Below are 17,421 nucleotides of genomic sequence, written 5' to 3' on the forward strand. Positions count from 1 at the left end.
ATTGATATCATCCATTTCAGCAGTTAACGTTAGTGAGCACGAAGCAATATGGAAAAATGGTGCAAAGGCATTATCGTGTTGTTACCACATAAAGTGATTTTTATATTTGAATGGATGACATGATAGCCATTTTTTTGTATAATAAATGAATCACTATTCATTTTATGGAGGGGTATGATGGGAGTCACATTTCAATATGACACACAAAAGGTTCATCGTGTCAATTTGGCCATTATTTTAATTTTAGCGATGCTTATTTGTGGACCTTTAGTGGTTTCACGGGGGGTATTATTTTTAGTTGTTGGTCTTGCAGTGGTCGCATTAGCTGTGGGTAATTATTTTTTGCCAATATCGCCTTATATAAAAGGCTTTATTTTTGGTATGATTCCTGCGACAATTGTCTTTACCTTATTTATAATTGACCAATTTTCACTAAGTAAACATTATATTTTATTATGTACAGTTGCTATTATTGCGCTGTATTTTAAAAGTAAACTTATTGTTTTGTATGGATTTCTTGTAAATATGGGCTTTATTATGCTTTATATTGTAAGACCTGATAGCTTACTTGGACCATTCAATACAGCCATCACATTTGTCTCACTGTTATCCATTTTAAACGGCGTGATTATTGCCTTTTATTTAATTGCACGTTGGGGAAATGCCTTGATTCATCATGCTAGTCAACAACAAGCTGAAGTGCAGCATTCTTTTCAACAACTGCAGGAGACGTTTCATGAAATTGAGACAAGTAGTCAAGCATTAGATGTGCATGTCACAGAATTTCAGCAGACAATGGCACAGTTAGCTAATGGTAGTCATGATATTGTTACGGCTTCCGAATCTATTTCAGCAAGTATTCAACAGGAGGCTTCAAGTCTACAGTTTATTCACAATGCGATGACAGAATCCATGCATTTAGTGAATGATACATTGGTTATTTCCAAAGATACCGTAGCACAATCGACGAATTTGCAACAGGAGGTCATGACAGGTTGGGAGAAAATGCAGAGCACTATGATGCAAATGACTGTGATGAATCAAGCGATGCATGCTACAGCGGGTACTGTAAATGCACTACAGAATAGTTTGCAAACAGTGGACCAGTTATTACTTGGCATCCAACATATTGCCGAACAGACCAATCTATTAGCATTGAATGCAGCGATTGAGGCGGCACGAGCAGGTGAACATGGTCAAGGCTTTGCGATTGTAGCAGAGGAAGTTCGTAAATTAGCGGAGGAAAGTGCGGCCATTACAGTGAATATTACACAGGTAACACAAAGCTTATTCGCCAAATCAACAGAGGCACAACAACGTTCACAGGAAGGTGAGCAAGCTCAAACACATGGAGAACAATCTCTGCAAGAGGTGAGCCATTTTTTCCAGCATTTAAAAAATACTTTCACACAGAGCAACCAAGATTTAACACGTGGTATGCAGGAATTAACAAATGCTATTGCACAATTTGATTACATCCAACAGCAGGTGGAGAAGTTAAATGATATGGCAGAGCATAATGCCATTTCTACTAGTGCAATTGTTCATGCTGTTGAAGATGAAAATCAGATGTTAAATAGGCTTGTGGAAACAACCAATCATCTACAAACATTAAGTCATACACTAAAAACGCTTGCTACAGCTAAAAAATAATGAGAGGAGGGAAAAGATGGGGTTTTTTATTATGCTAATTGTTGGGGGATTAGTCATAGGTATTGTAGGTAGTCAAATTAAAACAGGGAAACAAGGCAGTTCACACTCACAGACATCACATACAAATGATACGCTACCACCAACCACATTTGTTGCTGAACAGGATACCTCAGTAGCTGATTGTACAGATACTTCCTCTAGTAGCTCTTCTTGTGATTAAATTTGAATTAACTATCCTTGCCCACTGTGCATAAAAGGCGATGAAGTGGATACGCTAAACATGGAGGTGAGGATGGTGGAGAAAAAATCGTCTAAGAAGAATGTACGTGAAGAGTTCGGACAAGAGCTAAGCCCAGATGATTTGGATACGCGTAATAAGAATCAGATGACCAAGGAGCAAAAACAGAATACACCTACAGAAAAAAACACATGCAACAAAAATAAATAATAGAACAAATGCGCATGCTAGATTTAGTCTAGCATGTTTCTTTTTAGGAAATGGCACTAATGGGGTAGTGAAGTAAAAAAGGAGAAGTAGCAATGCACTACATAATAAGATTAGCGAATGAAAACGACTTATCAGCTTTATGTGATATTAGAAATAATAAAGATTTATTCACAAATTATTTAAAGCAATCTGCAAAAAAGGAAATATATTTGGCAATTGCTGAACAAGGTTCACGTATATTTGGCTTTGGAGTTCTTAAATTAAAAGGTACTTTGCTTCCTAAACTAAGTGATTTATATGTAAAAGCGGATTATCGAGGGAATGGTATAGGTTCAGATTTAATTCGGTATAGAGAAAATATTGCAAGGGATTTAGGTCATTCTGAGATATTTGTGAGTGTTGATCCAATTGAAAACCCCAAAATGATAAAGTTAATTAGTAAACATGGTTACGAACCTATCTCTATTCCATATTTAAAACATGCTATATTCTATCATGATGATGGTACGACCTATAGTAAAACCTACACAAGAATTGATTTAAAGAAGTTGTTGAACTGATGGAGACTTTGGCCTAATAAAAATTATGCAGCTTTATTAATTCTTTTTAAATGTAATTAAATGCCTAAAAATCGATTTAATCTAAATTTCACCTTTAGTTTAAATTGTTATAGGATAGAAAGCATTTATGAAGAACTCTCTTTTTTTGTCACTATTCTTAAAATCATATATAGTAGATATATAGAGGGGGAATTTGAGATGGTGGAAAAACGGCAAGAATCCATTGATAATGAAATTATGCAACAACACGATACACATTATTCAGAGGATAAATTATGGGCAAAAATCAAAAAATATGCTAAAAAAGCAGGCTCTTCTGTTGTCTATGCGGTACTCATTTTATATTTTGTCTTGCAAAAAGAGGAAGTACCAAAGAAAGATAAAGTCATTATTATCGGGGCACTCGGGTATTTTATCTTTCCTTTTGATTTAATTCCTGATATGGCTGTTGGAGTAGGCTATGCAGATGATATCGGCGCATTAGTAGCAGCCTTAGTACGAGTGGCTATGTATATTGACGAAGATATTAAACAGCAAGCCAAGGCAAAATTAACAGATTGGTTTGGAGAAGATGTTGATACTTCAGACATCGATGATCAATTAGTATAGGAGCACTCGTCTGAAAGGATGATTGCTCCTTTTATTTATAACAGTATGTACATACAAATTCACATTTATTTAAGAAGATTTTTAGGGAGTTTGAAGGATAATTGAATTCGTGATAACAGCACTAGAGATCAAAGAAATCACAGTACGTCTATTTTCTAAAAATTCCACTTGATAAAAAGGAATGTTTGTTCTAAAATTATAGAAACAAATGTTCTTTTTGAGAGGTGTGGAATGATGAAAGAGCAATTAATGAAAGCGATGCAGCGTGGTCAATTGGTTCATATGATGTATATGGCGAAGGACGGGAAAATATCTAAGCGTCGGGTGAAAGTCGTTAAAATAGCTGGAGATATGTTTCAAGCATTTTGTTTCGAGAGGCGGGCAAAACGCACATTTATTACCAGCAATGTTCTAGCCATCATTCCAGTGAATAAAAAAGATCGAAGCATTATATAGGAAGGAAGAGAACAATGGTAGATAAAAAAGAAACGACATCGAAAAAAAAAGAACCTAAGCATCCAACTCGTGATGAATTTGAGCTAGAGGAACTTGCAACGGTGTTGACAGAGGCAATGGAGGAAAAGGCATATAAAAACTTTGCCATCTATAAAAAGGATGAACTGCTAACTGGCGTAGTTGTTAAAATGGATGCAAATACGAAATTAATTCATATTCAAGATAAATACTCCAATATCTACAAAATACATTTTCTTGATATTTTAAGTGTGTCACATATGGATGATTAATTAAATAGAAGGTGATTCATTTTATTTTCGAGAACATTTCAAGTAGGTAGTTATAAATATCTCCTTGAAACAAAGCCTTTCTATGACAACAATATCAAAATGAATAACATGATGATGAACAGCAAGATCTTAAACAAAACGTATCATCGAAATCATTCTTCATATTTTGGGATGTAATCGATGAAAATGAATTGCGCACAATGACAAAAGTAACGATAAAAGGGTCACCATGCTGAGAGTGACCCTTGAATTGAAAATGTTAACACTCTCTATTCATGAAAGTAGCGCCAACAATAATTAAAAGTATAAATAGAACAACAATTAAGGCAAATGATGAACCATTACCATAACTGCCGCTGTTACAGCCACAGTTATTAATACCACCAACATTTCCGCCATAATATCCCATAAGTATGCCTCCTTTCTATAATATATAATATGTTAGTTGTAGAGAAGAGGTGGGGTTTTGAACTATGCAACAAAATGCCAATAAAAGAAAGTTAGTCATCGTTTAAAATGAATCATTTTCTGTTTTGATAAGATTTCTGTTGCTACCATTATATGTATGGGATGAAATTTATCATTATTATGTATGATTGAGGTACACTTAAATACATAGGTATAAAAACATACCTTAAAACAAAACCTTGCTATGACAACAACCTCAAAATTAAAAATAGGAGGATGGATAGCAAGGTCATAAGCAAAACTTATGAAAAAGGATAATATTAATGTAATTTACTTATGAATATAAATACGTTATCATAGGAATTGGAGAAAAGATGCTTTTGTTAAACCTTTTCAAATAGACAGTAGGGGGAATCTCAAATGACACAAGGTAATTTACACAACAGTCGTGCGTCATTCGAAGTCAATGGTAAAACGTATAATTATTATGATTTAGCTGCGATTGAAAAAGCAGGCGTTGCAAAAATTTCAAACCTTCCTTATTCAATTAAAGTATTATTAGAATCTGTTTTACGTCAATATGATGCATATGTGATTAAAGAAGAACATGTAAACGAATTAGCAAAATGGGGTAACGGTGCTGACCCAGAAGCAGAAGTACCATTCAAGCCTTCTCGTGTTGTATTACAAGACTTTACAGGTGTACCAGTAGTAGTTGACCTTGCATCTCTTCGTTCAGCAATGAAGGAAATGGGCGGCGACCCAAGTAAAATCAACCCTGCTATTCCAGTTGACCTTGTAATTGACCACTCTGTACAAGTTGATAAATACGGAAATGCAGCAGCTTTACAAGCGAACATGGACCTTGAATTTGAACGTAATGCAGAGCGTTACAATTTCTTAAAATGGGCACAAACAGCTTATAACAACTTCCGTGCTGTACCACCAGCAACAGGTATCGTTCACCAAGTAAACTTAGAGTATTTAGCACCAGTTGTACACGTAAACGAAAATGCAGATGGTACATTCGAAACATTCCCTGATTCAGTAGTAGGTACTGACTCACATACAACAATGATTAACGGTCTTGGTGTTCTTGGATGGGGCGTTGGTGGTATCGAGGCAGAAGCGGGTATGCTTGGACAGCCTTCATACTTCCCAATTCCAGAAGTTATCGGTGTTAAATTAGTTGGTGACCTGCCAAACGGTACAACAGCAACTGACTTAGCATTAAAAGTAACACAAGTATTACGTCAACGTGGTGTAGTTGGTAAATTCGTTGAGTTCTTCGGACCTGGCGTATCTAAATTACCATTAGCTGACCGTGCAACAATCTCAAACATGGCGCCTGAATATGGTGCTACATGTGGTTTCTTCGCTATTGATGAAGAATCATTAAACTACATGCGTTTAACTGGTCGTGATGAGGAGCAAATCGCAGTGGTCGAAGCTTACTTAAAAGCTAACCATATGTTCTTTGATCCAACATTAGAGCCAGTTTACACAGATGTATTAGAAGTAAACTTAGCAGAAATCGAACCAAACCTTTCTGGTCCAAAGCGTCCACAAGATTTGATTCCACTATCTCAAATGCGTACACGTTATAAAGAAGCAGTTGTAGCGCCACAAGGTACACAAGGCTTCGGTTTAACAGAGGATGAATTCGCAAAAACATCTGTAGCAAAATTTGCAGAAGGTGATGTAGAAATTCCAACAGGTGCTGTAGCGATCGCTGCTATCACTTCTTGTACAAATACATCTAACCCTTATGTATTGATTGCTGCGGGCTTAGTGGCGAAAAAAGCTGTTGAAAAAGGTCTAACAGTGCCAAAATGGGTAAAAACTTCTTTAGCACCAGGTTCTAAAGTTGTAACTGGTTACCTTGAAGATTCAGGTTTACAAGATTATCTTGACCAAATCGGCTTCAACACTGTAGGTTACGGCTGTACAACATGTATCGGTAACTCAGGTCCATTACTACCTGAAATCGAAGACGCAATTAAAGCAAATGATTTATTTGTAACATCTGTTCTTTCTGGTAACCGTAACTTTGAAGGTCGTGTACACCCACTTGTAAAAGCAAACTACTTAGCTTCACCACCACTTGTTGTTGCTTATGCACTTGCTGGTACAGTGGATATTGACTTACAAAAAGATTCATTCGGTAAAGATAAAGATGGTAATGATGTATTCTTCGCTGATATTTGGCCATCAACTGACGAAGTAAACGCAGTATTAAACACTGTTGTTAACCGTGAGCTATTCCAAAAAGAATATGAAACTGTATTCACAGCGAATGAAAAATGGAATGAAATTGTGACATCAACTGAGTCTCTATACACATTTGATGACAAATCAACATATATCCAAAACCCACCATTCTTCCAAGGTCTTGCGAAAGAGCCAGAAGCTATTCAAAGCTTAGACAACTTACGCATTTTAGCGAAGTTCGGTGACTCTATTACAACTGACCATATTTCGCCAGCAGGTGCAATCGGTAAAGATACACCAGCAGGTAAATATTTAATCGAAAATGGTGTAGCTATTCGTGACTTCAACTCTTATGGTTCTCGTCGTGGTAACCATGAGGTAATGATGCGTGGTACATTTGCTAACATCCGTATTCGTAACCAAGTAGCTCCAGGTACAGAAGGTGGTTTCACAACTTACTGGCCAACAGGTGACGTAGAGTATATCTATGACGCATGTATGAAATACCAAGAGCAAGGCACAGGTTTAGTAGTACTTGCAGGTAATGACTACGGTATGGGTTCTTCACGTGACTGGGCTGCGAAAGGTACATTCTTACTAGGCATTAAAACAGTTATCGCACAAAGCTATGAGCGTATTCACCGTTCAAACCTAGTGATGATGGGTGTGTTACCATTACAATTCTTAAATGGTGATTCTGCGGAGTCTTTAGGCTTAACTGGTAAAGAAGAAATCTCAGTGAACATTACAGACAATGTAAAACCACGTGATATTTTAACAGTAACAGCAAAAGCAGAAGACGGCTCTGTGAAAACATTCGACGCATTGGCTCGTTTTGACTCAGAAGTTGAAGTAGATTACTACCGTCATGGTGGTATCCTACAAATGGTTCTTCGTGCAAAAGCAGCTGAATAATTAAAATGAAAACCAGCATGTTAGATTTTTCTAGCATGCTGGTTTTATGTATTCTCAAATCATTAGTTTGATACATGTATTCCATATTAATAAACTATATGAACCCTATTTCACAACAGAAGGTCTAATCCTCATATGGAAGCAGGGGCAAATAATCTGATTGAAGGTTCGTTCTATTTTACAGTTAAAGGGATTATTTCTGTTTGATCATTCCATTTGATAGTCAATTCAAGTTCTTCATCTGCACTAGCATTTGAACAACCGTTCATTAATGTGTATACACCATTATGATCGAGTGGGCTATTACCAGAAGCTTTGTCATAAGAAATTTCAATCATTTTTGGCATAGGCTCTTTACCAATGTATTTAATAGCACCAGCAGTTCGTTGACAGCCTTCTCTTGATTTTTCTACCTCATAATTCATTTTCCAGTTATCACTTTCACCAGTAAATACAAATGTTTCTCCTTCACAAGCTGATAGCAGTAAAATGCTCAATAAAATAATCAAAAATCTCATTAGATTTAGCCTCCTTTTGTTTAATTTATAAAAAAAGAAAAAGGTTAGTGTGTTGATTAATGGTAATTGAGTAGAAAAGTTACTATTGCATATTTTATAATTATAACAGAAAGAAATAAGGAAGGTGAACTGTTCGATGAAATGGAAAAAAATACGTAAACGAATGATTATCATCATACTGTTAATAACGATTTTCATATATTTGAATAATAGTTCCGATTTAACAAAAGCACGTCATAGTGAACCTTTACTGTTAGCGCATCGAGGTATGGCCCAATCATTTAGTATGGTAGGAATAGAGGGGGATACTTGTACGGCAGAACATATTGATGAGCCAGTGCATCCATATTTAGAAAACACGATTCCATCTATGAAGGCAGCCTTTACAGCAGGGGCGAATGTTGTGGAGTTGGATGTGCGTCCAACAAAGGATGGGCAATTGGCAGTATTTCATGATTGGACATTGGATTGTCGAACAGATGCAACAGGTGAGCCCAAGCTTTATACAATGGCGGAGTTAAAACAAGTAGATATTGGCTATGGCTATACAGCGGATGGCGGAAAGACATATCCTTTTCGCGGAAAGGGTGTTGGCTTAATGCCTTCTTTAACAGAGGTGCTAACCCATTTTCCAGAAGGTCAATTCCTTATTCATATTAAAAGTAATGAAGCAGAGGAAGGTGTACAGTTAGCTGAACTTATTGCACATTTACCCGTACAACAGCAACGACAGCTAACGGTGTATGGTGGTGATGCGCCAATCCAAGCATTCAAGACAGTGTTACCCAAAATACCTGTGATGTCGAAAGCAACATTAAAAAGCTGTTTGCTACCATATATCGGACTTGGTTGGACAGGCTATGTACCAAAAGCATGTCATCATACACAAATTCATGTTCCAGAAAATATTGCTCCATGGCTGTGGGGCTGGCCTAATAAATTTTTGAATCGCATGGATGGGGCTGATACGAGGGTTATTTTGGTTGCAGGCAATGGGAAATGGTCTGAAGGCTTTGATAGCTTACAAGATTTAGAGCGTTTACCTACTTCCTATACAGGTGGTATTTGGACAAATCGAATAGATTTGATTGCACCAATTGTGAAAGAATCACGTACAAATGAGTAACTTCTATTTCGAATATCGAATTAATTACCAAATTTATAGCACTCTCCCATTCATTTATGTAAAATAGAAATGTAAACCTTTTAAAATTTACATAAATGGGGGATAAAAAATAATGACAAAGAAAAAACATAAGCTTTACACAGCAACGGCAGCAGCAGTGACGATAACAGCTTTAGCAGTAGCACCTGTATCAGCTGCTAGTCCATTTTCAGATGTGGGCGAAAATCATGCACATTTTAAAGGTATTTCAACATTGCAGGCAGCAGGAATCATTAATGGTTTTCCAGATGGTACCTTTAAGCCATCACAGGATGTAACACGTGGGCAAGCGGCGAAAATGATTGTTGGTGCATTCCAACTAACAACAACAGATGCACAAAACATGAATTTCAAAGACGTAAACAAATCTAACCAGTACTACAAGGCGATTGCTACACTCGTAAATCTAGGCGTTGTACAAGGTTATGAGGATAACACATTCCGTCCAGATGATACGATTACACGTGGGCAAATGGCAATGATGGTCGCACAAGCAACAGGCTTAACAGCACAAGGGAAAAGTCCATTTGCAGATGTACCACAGGACAGTCCATTTGCCAATGCAGTTACAGCATTGCATGAAGCAGGCATTGCGAAGGGTATTTCTGCAACAGAATTTGGTGTAGGCAAAAATGTGACACGAGGTCAATTAGCGACATTTATCGTGAATGCATTACAGGAAACTGGTGAGAAATCTGTACCACAACCAACACAAGAGCAACCAGCTACAACAAACGATAGTGCGTTATTAGAAGAAGTATTTGCTAAAACATTAGCAAAGCAAGAAACATTGAAAAGTGTAAAAGCGACGATGACGATGTCACAAGCAATTACGATGAATGATGGCAAAGAAACGACAACCGTTAATTCTAAAGGCAAAATGACAATGGATATTGTCACAGAGCCAATGCAATTCTTTACAGATGGAACGATGTCGATGACAGACCCGACAACTGGGGAAGCAATGGATTTGCCAATTAAAATGTATATGACGGCTAAAGATGGCATGTATATGTATGATGCGGATCAAAAGGTGTGGATGAAGCTCCCAAGCCAGTTCTTTGATGAAATGCTAGGTCAAACAGGTATGCAGACAGATGTGGCAGAGCAATTAGCTATGCTACAATCATTTGCGGAAGATATGACAATTCAAGAAACAGCGAACCGCTATGAATTAACATTGAAGGGCGCTGGCGATAAATTCACAGAGCTTGTGAAACAGCAGCTAACGTCAATGGACTTCGATATGGGAGCTGATGTGGAGGCACAGTTAGGCAATATGTCCTTCGATGGTCTCGCATACAAACTACTTATTAATAAAGAGACATTTAATGTAGAAGAAATTGCGATTGATATGACCTTAAACATGAATGTAGAGGGTAACAAAGTGAAATTGCAGCAGCAAGTAACAATCAACTATCATGATTTTGATGCAGTGACAACGATTACGATTCCACAAGATGTATTAAAAAATGCGAAGGAAATTGATTTGGATGCTTTAGCAGAAGAACCACAAGCAAAATAATGGCTATACAAAATAAATGCCCTCGATTTCTTTTTAGAGTCGAGGGCATTACCATCATTACTGAAAGCCCATCAAACGCTTTACTTTCTGTGTATTAGTAACAGTGGTCAATATTTCTAATAAACGAAAGGCAACATCAAAGGCTGTTCCTGGATTAGAGGAGGTTACAATATGCCCTGTTTGCACAATCCGTTCATTCATAATCACCGCATCATAGCTTGCTAATTGTGTTAATCGTTTACTTGTAGGATGATTATATGTTATTGCCTGCTTGTTTTTTAAGATACCGCTATGCCCTAAAATTAATGAAGCTACACAAATCGTGGCAATTGGTTTCTTCTGTGCGTCAAAATGATGGACCACCGCTTGAAAATCCTCACTGAATGCATCCACATAAAAGCCTGCCTCCTCAAAGCCGCCAGGAATAGCAAGTGCATCAAAGTCCTCTAATGTCACCTCATGTAGCAACTTCTCTGGCTTGACCTTGAAATTCCATGTACATTGTAATTCTTCATGTAGCCCTACTGTCACTACCTCTGTAGAGCCATCTCCCTCCCATTTATTCCAGCCGAGTACATCTGTAAAGACACTCGCCTCGACCGCTTCAAAGCCATTCGCTAATAGTAATAAAGTTTTTGACATCATTCTATTCCCTCCTTGTCTTTCATTGTAATAGAAGCTTCTTTGTGTTAACAGAAGCTGTATAATGTATTTTAGTAGATTTACTTTATTTTCAAAGGAATCATGAGCTATTTACCAAATTAAAAAAGGAGAAATCAAATGGATCATATTGATGCAGAAATTTTAAAGGAATTACAACAACATGCGAAAGTTTCAATGAAAGAATTGGCGACAAAGGTACATTTATCTGCCCCAGCCGTGATTGAACGGGTGAAAAAGCTAGAGGAGCAGGGCGTTATTGAGGGCTATCATGCTAAAGTCAATCTTAAAAAGCTGGAACGTACTATCCAAGCAATGATTTTATTCAAGTCTATTGATTGTAAAAGTCTAGCTGCGTTTTGTCATGCACATCCAGATGTCTTAGAATGCTATCGCGTAGCAGGAGAGATTAGCTATATCGTAAAAATTGCGACCTACTCTGTCGAAACGTTAGAGCAATTTATCGATGCTGCGATGCCGTATGGTACACCTTCCACAAATATTATTTTATCTTCCCATCATAAGACAATTATCCAAACCTTCTCACAGTGAGCCTCGTTTATAGTGTAGAAAGGGGGAGAGGTTATTGCGCATGGAAGAACTTGAAAACATCATGACATTACATACAGAACGCTTGCTAAGACTTGCCTTTTACTATGTACGTGATTTGCAAGCGGCTGAGGATATTGTGCAGGATGTCTTTATTAAATTTTATGATAATCAGCAAAATTATGAGGAACGAGGGGAATTAAAGGCGTACTTATCGAGACTTGTCGTTAATCGCAGTAAAGATTATTTACGCAGCTGGACTTATCGTAAAATGCAAGTGCAACAAAAGATTTTTACGAAGGAAGTCGTGATAAAGAGAGATATGCTTGTCCAGCAGGATGAACGAACAATTATTGAAAATGCCATTCTTGCACTACCGTTAAAGCAACGAGAGGTTTTGATTTATTTTTACTTTGAGGAAATGCCTGTTGCGAAGATTGCCGAACTATTAATGATTCCTGACAGCACAGTGAAAACAAGGCTACGTCGTGGTCGAGAATTGCTGAAATCGAGTCTTGAGGATATTGAGTGGGAGGTGCTTTTACATGACTAAAGCAGATATACGTGTATTACGCAATTTAACAGAAAGCAAACAGCGTGTGATGAGCAATGTTGTACAGCAGCTAGAAAAGAGAGAGCAACGGCAAAGTACAAGACGTTGGGTATATCCTATTGTCACAGTGATATTGACAAGTGGTATTGGTTTGTTTATTTACATCCAATCTATCCCGCAACAAGGGCAAACAGCGAGCATACCGATGTCACCTGCACAGGAACAAACAACAAGCATGCCTGTGCCAACTGTATTGGATGAAAAGCTATTACAGCATAATTTAGAAACGATAGAAGTACCAAAGAATAGCTATCCACAGAGAGAACAAGAGTTACAGAAAAATGTAAAATTAGGCTTTATGAATGTAGAATCTGTTTTTGCCTATACACAGGCAAAAGGGATGGTTCCTACACAAAAGCAGATTGACGAAGTAGTAACACGATGGAAACAGTCTGAAGAGTATATCTATGCGTTGAAAAAATTACAACTAACAGAGGAACAGTATTGGCAAGAGTATGGCTATAATTTAGCTTATAAGTACGCAACTTATGAATTATTTATCCTAAAAAATTCACAAGAACAGCCGCTATATAAAAGATTGCAAGAGGCGAGAGCATATTTAGAGCAACATTATGACAAACAGTATACCTATTTAACAGAGAAATATGCGATTCCTCCTGAATATACGGCATATGCAAATGAGAAGGCAGTCACACATTCCTCTGTATTTGGACTAGTCGTAGAAATGACCGATACAGAATTTGTCGTTGTGCCAGGAGCCTTAGCTAAGGATATTGGCAAGCTCACAACACAAGAAATGATTACAAAACGTGGCAATGGTGTACGTTTCAAACGTAAAGATACACCAAAATCCTTGTCTGTTGGTGATCGTGTCCAAGTAGACTATAGTGAAGTGGCCTATTATAAAGAAATAACTACGAAAAGTATAAAAATTATTGAAGAAGCGCCATAAGTCAGCAAAACGCCATTTGGAGATGGCGTTTTTGCTTATGTTAAACCAATCATCAAATAAAAAGCCGTTGCCCAAATAAAAAGTGCCGAGCATTTATTAAACATGTTCATTAATTTCCCTGTACCATCCAGCTTTTTTAAAGATGCTCCTGCAATGGCTAAGCCAAAAAACCATCCCCATGAAATCCATATACAGGCTATCGTGAATAATAACTGTTCTATGCCACTATACTTCAGGGCACTCGTACCAATGACACCAATTGTATCTAAAATGGCATGAGGGTTTAATAGTGACACAGACAGGGCGAACACGATTTGTTTTTTTACAGGTAGTGCCTCGCTATTTACGACAGATGACGGATTCGAGCGCCAAATAGTATAGCCCATATAAAGTAAAAAGATGATACCACCCACCATCAACAGAAGTCGTAGCCATTCAAATTGTAGCACAATCAATGATAAACCAAAGACGGCTAATACAATTAGGAGCGTGTCGCAAAGGGCAGCGGTTATACTGGCGGGAAATGCCTTCATCAGCTGTGGCTGTGTAGCACCTTGTGAAAAAACAAAGATATTTTGTACACCTAATGGCAAAATAAGTCCAAATGCTAAAATGACCCCATGAAAAAATGCTTCCAATGTGTATCTCTCCTTTCTCTCTTTATTCTACTTATGGTATAACTAAATGAAAACGACCAATTGGATGGTTTTTTAGCCATCCAATTGAGGGAGGCTACATATGAGCTGGCAACCAAATAAACAAGGGAAGCAAACATTACAGCAACAAATTATTGCATGGGTTGTAGAACATATCGAGAGGGGGGACTGGGGAGCAGGTACAAAGCTTCCTACGCAAAGAGCTTTGGCTATGCAATTTGGTGTTAATCGTAGCACCATTCAACAAGCAATGGAGGAATTAAAGAGCATGGGGTTGCTAGAAGCGAGAGTTGGTGCGGGTGTCTATGTTGCCCCCAAATCATGGCATGCCTTGCTGCAACGCACCCAACCGAATTGGCAACATTCCATTGAAACGAGCTTACATAAACCGAATGATTATACGATTCAATTAATCAATGACTATGAGCAACGTGACGATATGATTCGATTAGGCACGGGTGAGCTTGCACCGAGTTTATTGCCAACAGCCGAAATAGAAGCATCCTTACAGCAAATTACTTTACAGCCTAAAGTGTTAGGCTATTCATCACCACAAGGTAGCCTCGCTTTACGTCAGGCGATTTGTGCCTATGTGAAAAAAAGGGGCATTCATGCACAGCCCGAAAATATTTGTATTGTGTCAGGAGCATTGCAGGCACTTCAGCTCATTGCAATGGGCACATTAGAACAAGGGGCCATTGTTTTTCACGAAAAATCCTCTTATTTACATTCAATACAGCCCTTTCAGTCAATCGGGATGCAAATGGTAGCCGTACAGCGTACATCTGAACTGGCAACCACATTGGCTCAACAAAAACGGAAGCGACAAGCGATTTTTTATGCTATTCCAACATTGCATAACCCAACTGGTGCTGTTTGGACAATGGCAGAAAAAAAGCAAGTATATGAGGCTTGCCAACAATCACGTATTCCCATTATTGAGGATGATGTATACCATGAGCTCTTATTTGCTGGAGATTCCACACCGATAAAGGCAATGGATGTAAGTGGGCAAGTTCTTTATATTGGCAGTGTTTCAAAAACATTAAGCCCAGGTCTTAGAATTGGCTGGATTATCGGTCCAACAACTGTTATCACACGTCTAGCAGATATTAAAATGCAAACGGACTACGGTTCCAGTGCCATTTCCCAAGAAATAGTGAGATATTGGCTTCAATCAGGTAAATATGAGCAACATTTGATGAACCTCCGTCAACAATTACAGCAGCGAGCCATATATGTCGAGAGCCTATTGCAAGCAAAATTTCATTCTATCGCTTCATGGCAATCATCAAAGGGCGGCTTTTATATTTGGCTGAAATTTCATCAACCCATTGTACGAAAACCCTTATTTATGGCGTTATTACAGCACAATGTCTTATTAAACCCTGGCTATATTTATCAGCCACAAGATATGCATCATATTCGCTTATCTTATGCGTACGCAACATATGATGAGTTACAAAAGGGACTTCAAATTTTATATGATTGTGTGACAGCGCATAATTTCTAGCTATTCAGTCCTGCTTGAAAATGATACAATTAGCGTATAGTTGATGAGTATAAGGGGTTGAATTGTATGCGTTTAGTAACGAGATCTGATTTTGATGGCTTAGTGACAGCCGTTCTATTAAACAAGTTAAATATGATTGATGATATGCTGTTTGTGCATCCAAAGGATATGCAGGATGGTAAAGTGGACATTACGAAAAATGATATTTTAACGAATGTTCCATATATGGCAGGCTGTGGTATGTGGTTTGATCACCATGCAAGTGAATTGCGTCGTTCTCAAGAGGAGAATTTCCAATTTGAAGGAGAAGTACGTATTGCAGACAGTGCAGCACGTGTTGTCTACGACTATTTCGGTGGTCGTGATAAATTTGGTGTAGCACTTGATGATATTATGCGTGGTGTAGACAAGGCAGATGCAGCACATTTCTCTAAAGAAGATATTTTAAATCCGACAGGCTGGGATTTGATTTCCTTTATTATGGATGCACGTACAGGGCTTGGACGTTATCGTGACTACCGCATTAGTAACTATCAGTTGATGGAAAAACTGGTAGAACTTTGTGCAACGCATACAGTGGAAGAAATTCTTCAGGACGAGGATGTACAGGAGCGTGTCAAACGTTACTATGAATTAAATGAACTGTTTGTAGAGATGTTAAAAACACATACACGCATAGATGGTAATGTGATTATTACCGATTTACGTGATGTAGAAACGATTTATCCAGGTAATCGTTTTATGATTTATGCACTTTATCCAGAGCAAAATGTATCGCTATGGATTGTAGATGGCTTCCGTAAAAAAAACTGTGCAATTGCATGTGGCTACAGCATTATTAATAAAACATGCACAACACATGTGGGGCATTTAATGCGTGCACATGGTGGTGGCGGCCATGAAGCGGCTGGTACATGCCAAGTACCATATGACAATGCGAATACAGTGATTGAAGAAATTGTAGCGAACTTTAAGCAAGCATAAAGGAATTGAGCATGTTCATGGGACATGCTCGATTTTTTGTTTTATATAAGAGCACTTTACTTGTAAAAGATATTTGACAGGCAATCTATTTCTTTTTTATAATAAAGATGTAAAATATGTTTTACATTCACTTTCATTAAAGGTGTTGATTGTATGCAAAATAACATCAAAGAATATCGTGAAAAAAAGGGGATTTCGCAGGGGGAATTGGCGGATTTATGTCATGTCAGTAGACAAACGATTAACGCGATTGAAAATGCTAAATATGATCCTAGCTTACAATTAGCTTTTAACCTTGCAAACATTCTAGGCACAACAGTAGACAATTTATTTGCAAATGATGAGGAGGCCCAACAATGAAAATACGTATATGGATGGCGATGAGTATTGCTATAGCTACTTTGCTTGTAATTGGTTATGCTATTTTTAAAGGAATAACAGGCAGAGAAGTGGGCTTCAATGAAATTATCAGCATTGCTGGATTATTGATGCTATTTTTCTCTATGCTTACTTGGGGTAGTAAAGAAGATAAGGATGGTATATTAGCGGAAGAAGAGCTTGGTCAAAGAATTATAGAGAAAAGTTCGAAAATCAGTTACTTTTTGCTAATCGCTTTTATTATGCTAGCAGTAGTAGCCGATAAAATGGTCAATGGTACAATGAATATCTTTTTGGTAAGTATATTAGGGCTTGCATTGATTACTTTACCATTTGTAGAATTTGTTATGGCGAAAAAATATCGTTAAAAGGCAGAAATGTTGTGAAAACGCAATAT

General features: G+C 37.6%; 21 protein-coding genes. 17 read left to right on the plus strand and 4 right to left on the minus strand.

Annotated features, from left to right (window positions below; genetic code table 11):
• Window positions 1-177 precede the first annotated feature (177 nt).
• The 7 genes from OPF91_RS10665 to OPF91_RS10695 all read left to right on the plus strand — a co-directional run bounded on the left by OPF91_RS10665 (window position 178) and on the right by OPF91_RS10695 (window position 4,016).
• On the plus strand, window positions 178-1,653 hold the full coding sequence (locus OPF91_RS10665) for a methyl-accepting chemotaxis protein (RefSeq protein WP_264988735.1): 1,476 nt from the start codon (window positions 178-180) through the stop codon (window positions 1,651-1,653).
• A 16-nt stretch (window positions 1,654-1,669) separates the two neighbouring features.
• Entirely contained in the window at window positions 1,670-1,873 is a 204-nt protein-coding gene (locus OPF91_RS10670; protein WP_264988736.1) for a hypothetical protein, read from the plus strand.
• Between the two features lie 72 nt (window positions 1,874-1,945).
• Window positions 1,946-2,101 carry a hypothetical protein gene (locus OPF91_RS10675; RefSeq protein ID WP_264988737.1) on the plus strand — a complete coding sequence of 52 codons (156 nt, stop codon included), beginning with the start codon at window positions 1,946-1,948 and terminating at the stop codon, window positions 2,099-2,101.
• A 92-nt stretch (window positions 2,102-2,193) separates the two neighbouring features.
• Window positions 2,194-2,661 (plus strand): GNAT family N-acetyltransferase, encoded by a 468-nt coding sequence (locus tag OPF91_RS10680; RefSeq protein ID WP_264988738.1) that lies wholly within the window; start codon window positions 2,194-2,196, stop codon window positions 2,659-2,661.
• Between the two features lie 198 nt (window positions 2,662-2,859).
• Window positions 2,860-3,270: a YkvA family protein gene (locus OPF91_RS10685; RefSeq protein ID WP_264988739.1), complete on the plus strand. Its 411-nt coding sequence runs from the start codon at window positions 2,860-2,862 to the stop codon at window positions 3,268-3,270.
• A gap of 231 nt (window positions 3,271-3,501) precedes the next feature.
• Window positions 3,502-3,726: a transcriptional regulator gene (locus OPF91_RS10690; RefSeq protein WP_373877043.1), complete on the plus strand. Its 225-nt coding sequence runs from the start codon at window positions 3,502-3,504 to the stop codon at window positions 3,724-3,726.
• A gap of 14 nt (window positions 3,727-3,740) precedes the next feature.
• Window positions 3,741-4,016, plus strand: coding sequence for a YolD-like family protein (locus OPF91_RS10695; protein WP_264988740.1), 276 nt, complete (start codon window positions 3,741-3,743; stop codon window positions 4,014-4,016).
• Window positions 4,017-4,275: 259 nt separating this feature from the next.
• Here OPF91_RS10695 and OPF91_RS10700 read toward each other — a convergent pair whose 3' ends face one another.
• The gene (locus tag OPF91_RS10700; protein WP_264988741.1) at window positions 4,276-4,425 is read right to left on the minus strand and encodes a YjcZ family sporulation protein; all 150 of its coding nucleotides are present in this window, start codon (window positions 4,423-4,425) and stop codon (window positions 4,276-4,278) included.
• Window positions 4,426-4,844: 419 nt separating this feature from the next.
• On the opposite strand from OPF91_RS10700, the gene acnA reads away from it, so the two are divergent.
• The gene (acnA, locus tag OPF91_RS10705; protein ID WP_264988742.1) at window positions 4,845-7,550 is read left to right on the plus strand and encodes an aconitate hydratase AcnA; all 2,706 of its coding nucleotides are present in this window, start codon (window positions 4,845-4,847) and stop codon (window positions 7,548-7,550) included.
• Window positions 7,551-7,723: 173 nt separating this feature from the next.
• Here acnA and OPF91_RS10710 read toward each other — a convergent pair whose 3' ends face one another.
• Entirely contained in the window at window positions 7,724-8,068 is a 345-nt protein-coding gene (locus OPF91_RS10710; RefSeq protein WP_264988743.1) for a hypothetical protein, read from the minus strand.
• Window positions 8,069-8,204: 136 nt separating this feature from the next.
• Between OPF91_RS10710 and OPF91_RS10715 the strand changes: the two genes are divergently transcribed.
• Both OPF91_RS10715 and OPF91_RS10720 read left to right on the plus strand, forming a co-directional pair.
• Window positions 8,205-9,194, plus strand: coding sequence for a glycerophosphodiester phosphodiesterase family protein (locus OPF91_RS10715; RefSeq protein WP_264988744.1), 990 nt, complete (start codon window positions 8,205-8,207; stop codon window positions 9,192-9,194).
• 112 nt (window positions 9,195-9,306) lie between these two features.
• Window positions 9,307-10,758 (plus strand): S-layer homology domain-containing protein, encoded by a 1,452-nt coding sequence (locus OPF91_RS10720; RefSeq protein WP_264988745.1) that lies wholly within the window; start codon window positions 9,307-9,309, stop codon window positions 10,756-10,758.
• A 57-nt stretch (window positions 10,759-10,815) separates the two neighbouring features.
• Here the strand turns inward: OPF91_RS10720 and OPF91_RS10725 are convergent, their stop codons facing one another.
• Window positions 10,816-11,400 (minus strand): DJ-1/PfpI family protein, encoded by a 585-nt coding sequence (locus tag OPF91_RS10725; protein ID WP_264988746.1) that lies wholly within the window; start codon window positions 11,398-11,400, stop codon window positions 10,816-10,818.
• Window positions 11,401-11,538: 138 nt separating this feature from the next.
• On the opposite strand from OPF91_RS10725, the gene OPF91_RS10730 reads away from it, so the two are divergent.
• The 3 genes from OPF91_RS10730 to OPF91_RS10740 are packed head-to-tail and all read left to right on the plus strand — an operon-like array spanning window position 11,539 to window position 13,493.
• Complete coding sequence (locus tag OPF91_RS10730) at window positions 11,539-11,970, plus strand: Lrp/AsnC family transcriptional regulator (RefSeq protein ID WP_264988747.1); 432 nt, start codon at window positions 11,539-11,541, stop codon at window positions 11,968-11,970.
• 40 nt (window positions 11,971-12,010) lie between these two features.
• A complete protein-coding gene (locus OPF91_RS10735; RefSeq protein ID WP_264989144.1) occupies window positions 12,011-12,520 on the plus strand; it encodes a sigma-70 family RNA polymerase sigma factor in 510 nt (169 codons plus the stop codon).
• Complete coding sequence (locus tag OPF91_RS10740) at window positions 12,513-13,493, plus strand: DUF3221 domain-containing protein (protein WP_264988748.1); 981 nt, start codon at window positions 12,513-12,515, stop codon at window positions 13,491-13,493. The genes OPF91_RS10735 and OPF91_RS10740 overlap by 8 nt, the downstream gene beginning before the upstream one ends.
• Window positions 13,494-13,528: 35 nt before the next feature.
• On the opposite strand, the gene OPF91_RS10745 is transcribed toward OPF91_RS10740, so the two are convergent.
• Window positions 13,529-14,131 carry a LysE/ArgO family amino acid transporter gene (locus OPF91_RS10745; RefSeq protein WP_264988749.1) on the minus strand — a complete coding sequence of 201 codons (603 nt, stop codon included), beginning with the start codon at window positions 14,129-14,131 and terminating at the stop codon, window positions 13,529-13,531.
• Window positions 14,132-14,231: 100 nt separating this feature from the next.
• On the opposite strand from OPF91_RS10745, the gene OPF91_RS10750 reads away from it, so the two are divergent.
• The 4 genes from OPF91_RS10750 (at window position 14,232) to OPF91_RS10765 (ending at window position 17,392) form a co-directional block, all read left to right on the plus strand.
• Window positions 14,232-15,662 (plus strand): aminotransferase-like domain-containing protein, encoded by a 1,431-nt coding sequence (locus OPF91_RS10750; protein ID WP_264988750.1) that lies wholly within the window; start codon window positions 14,232-14,234, stop codon window positions 15,660-15,662.
• 66 nt (window positions 15,663-15,728) lie between these two features.
• Entirely contained in the window at window positions 15,729-16,646 is a 918-nt protein-coding gene (locus OPF91_RS10755) for an exopolyphosphatase (protein ID WP_264988751.1), read from the plus strand.
• A 153-nt stretch (window positions 16,647-16,799) separates the two neighbouring features.
• Window positions 16,800-17,006 (plus strand): helix-turn-helix transcriptional regulator, encoded by a 207-nt coding sequence (locus OPF91_RS10760; protein ID WP_264988752.1) that lies wholly within the window; start codon window positions 16,800-16,802, stop codon window positions 17,004-17,006.
• Window positions 17,003-17,392, plus strand: coding sequence for a hypothetical protein (locus tag OPF91_RS10765; RefSeq protein WP_264988753.1), 390 nt, complete (start codon window positions 17,003-17,005; stop codon window positions 17,390-17,392). Before OPF91_RS10760 ends, OPF91_RS10765 begins: the two co-directional genes overlap by 4 nt.
• Window positions 17,393-17,421: the final 29 nt, after the last annotated feature.

This window comes from Lysinibacillus piscis, from assembly GCF_026012395.1.
GTDB classification, from domain to species: Bacteria; Bacillota; Bacilli; order Bacillales_A; family Planococcaceae; genus Lysinibacillus; species Lysinibacillus piscis.

Coding starts and splice junctions, on each gene's coding strand:
- OPF91_RS10665 (WP_264988735.1), top strand. CDS start 178: ATGGGAGTCACATTTCAATATGACACACAAAAGGTTCATCGTGTCAAT.
- OPF91_RS10670 (WP_264988736.1), top strand. CDS start 1,670: ATGGGGTTTTTTATTATGCTAATTGTTGGGGGATTAGTCATAGGTATT.
- OPF91_RS10675 (WP_264988737.1), top strand. CDS start 1,946: ATGGTGGAGAAAAAATCGTCTAAGAAGAATGTACGTGAAGAGTTCGGA.
- OPF91_RS10680 (WP_264988738.1), top strand. CDS start 2,194: ATGCACTACATAATAAGATTAGCGAATGAAAACGACTTATCAGCTTTA.
- OPF91_RS10685 (WP_264988739.1), top strand. CDS start 2,860: ATGGTGGAAAAACGGCAAGAATCCATTGATAATGAAATTATGCAACAA.
- OPF91_RS10690 (WP_373877043.1), top strand. CDS start 3,502: ATGATGAAAGAGCAATTAATGAAAGCGATGCAGCGTGGTCAATTGGTT.
- OPF91_RS10695 (WP_264988740.1), top strand. CDS start 3,741: ATGGTAGATAAAAAAGAAACGACATCGAAAAAAAAAGAACCTAAGCAT.
- OPF91_RS10700 (WP_264988741.1), bottom strand. CDS start 4,425: ATGGGATATTATGGCGGAAATGTTGGTGGTATTAATAACTGTGGCTGT.
- acnA (WP_264988742.1), top strand. CDS start 4,845: ATGACACAAGGTAATTTACACAACAGTCGTGCGTCATTCGAAGTCAAT.
- OPF91_RS10710 (WP_264988743.1), bottom strand. CDS start 8,068: ATGAGATTTTTGATTATTTTATTGAGCATTTTACTGCTATCAGCTTGT.
- OPF91_RS10715 (WP_264988744.1), top strand. CDS start 8,205: ATGAAATGGAAAAAAATACGTAAACGAATGATTATCATCATACTGTTA.
- OPF91_RS10720 (WP_264988745.1), top strand. CDS start 9,307: ATGACAAAGAAAAAACATAAGCTTTACACAGCAACGGCAGCAGCAGTG.
- OPF91_RS10725 (WP_264988746.1), bottom strand. CDS start 11,400: ATGTCAAAAACTTTATTACTATTAGCGAATGGCTTTGAAGCGGTCGAG.
- OPF91_RS10730 (WP_264988747.1), top strand. CDS start 11,539: ATGGATCATATTGATGCAGAAATTTTAAAGGAATTACAACAACATGCG.
- OPF91_RS10735 (WP_264989144.1), top strand. CDS start 12,011: ATGGAAGAACTTGAAAACATCATGACATTACATACAGAACGCTTGCTA.
- OPF91_RS10740 (WP_264988748.1), top strand. CDS start 12,513: ATGACTAAAGCAGATATACGTGTATTACGCAATTTAACAGAAAGCAAA.
- OPF91_RS10750 (WP_264988750.1), top strand. CDS start 14,232: ATGAGCTGGCAACCAAATAAACAAGGGAAGCAAACATTACAGCAACAA.
- OPF91_RS10755 (WP_264988751.1), top strand. CDS start 15,729: ATGCGTTTAGTAACGAGATCTGATTTTGATGGCTTAGTGACAGCCGTT.
- OPF91_RS10760 (WP_264988752.1), top strand. CDS start 16,800: ATGCAAAATAACATCAAAGAATATCGTGAAAAAAAGGGGATTTCGCAG.
- OPF91_RS10765 (WP_264988753.1), top strand. CDS start 17,003: ATGAAAATACGTATATGGATGGCGATGAGTATTGCTATAGCTACTTTG.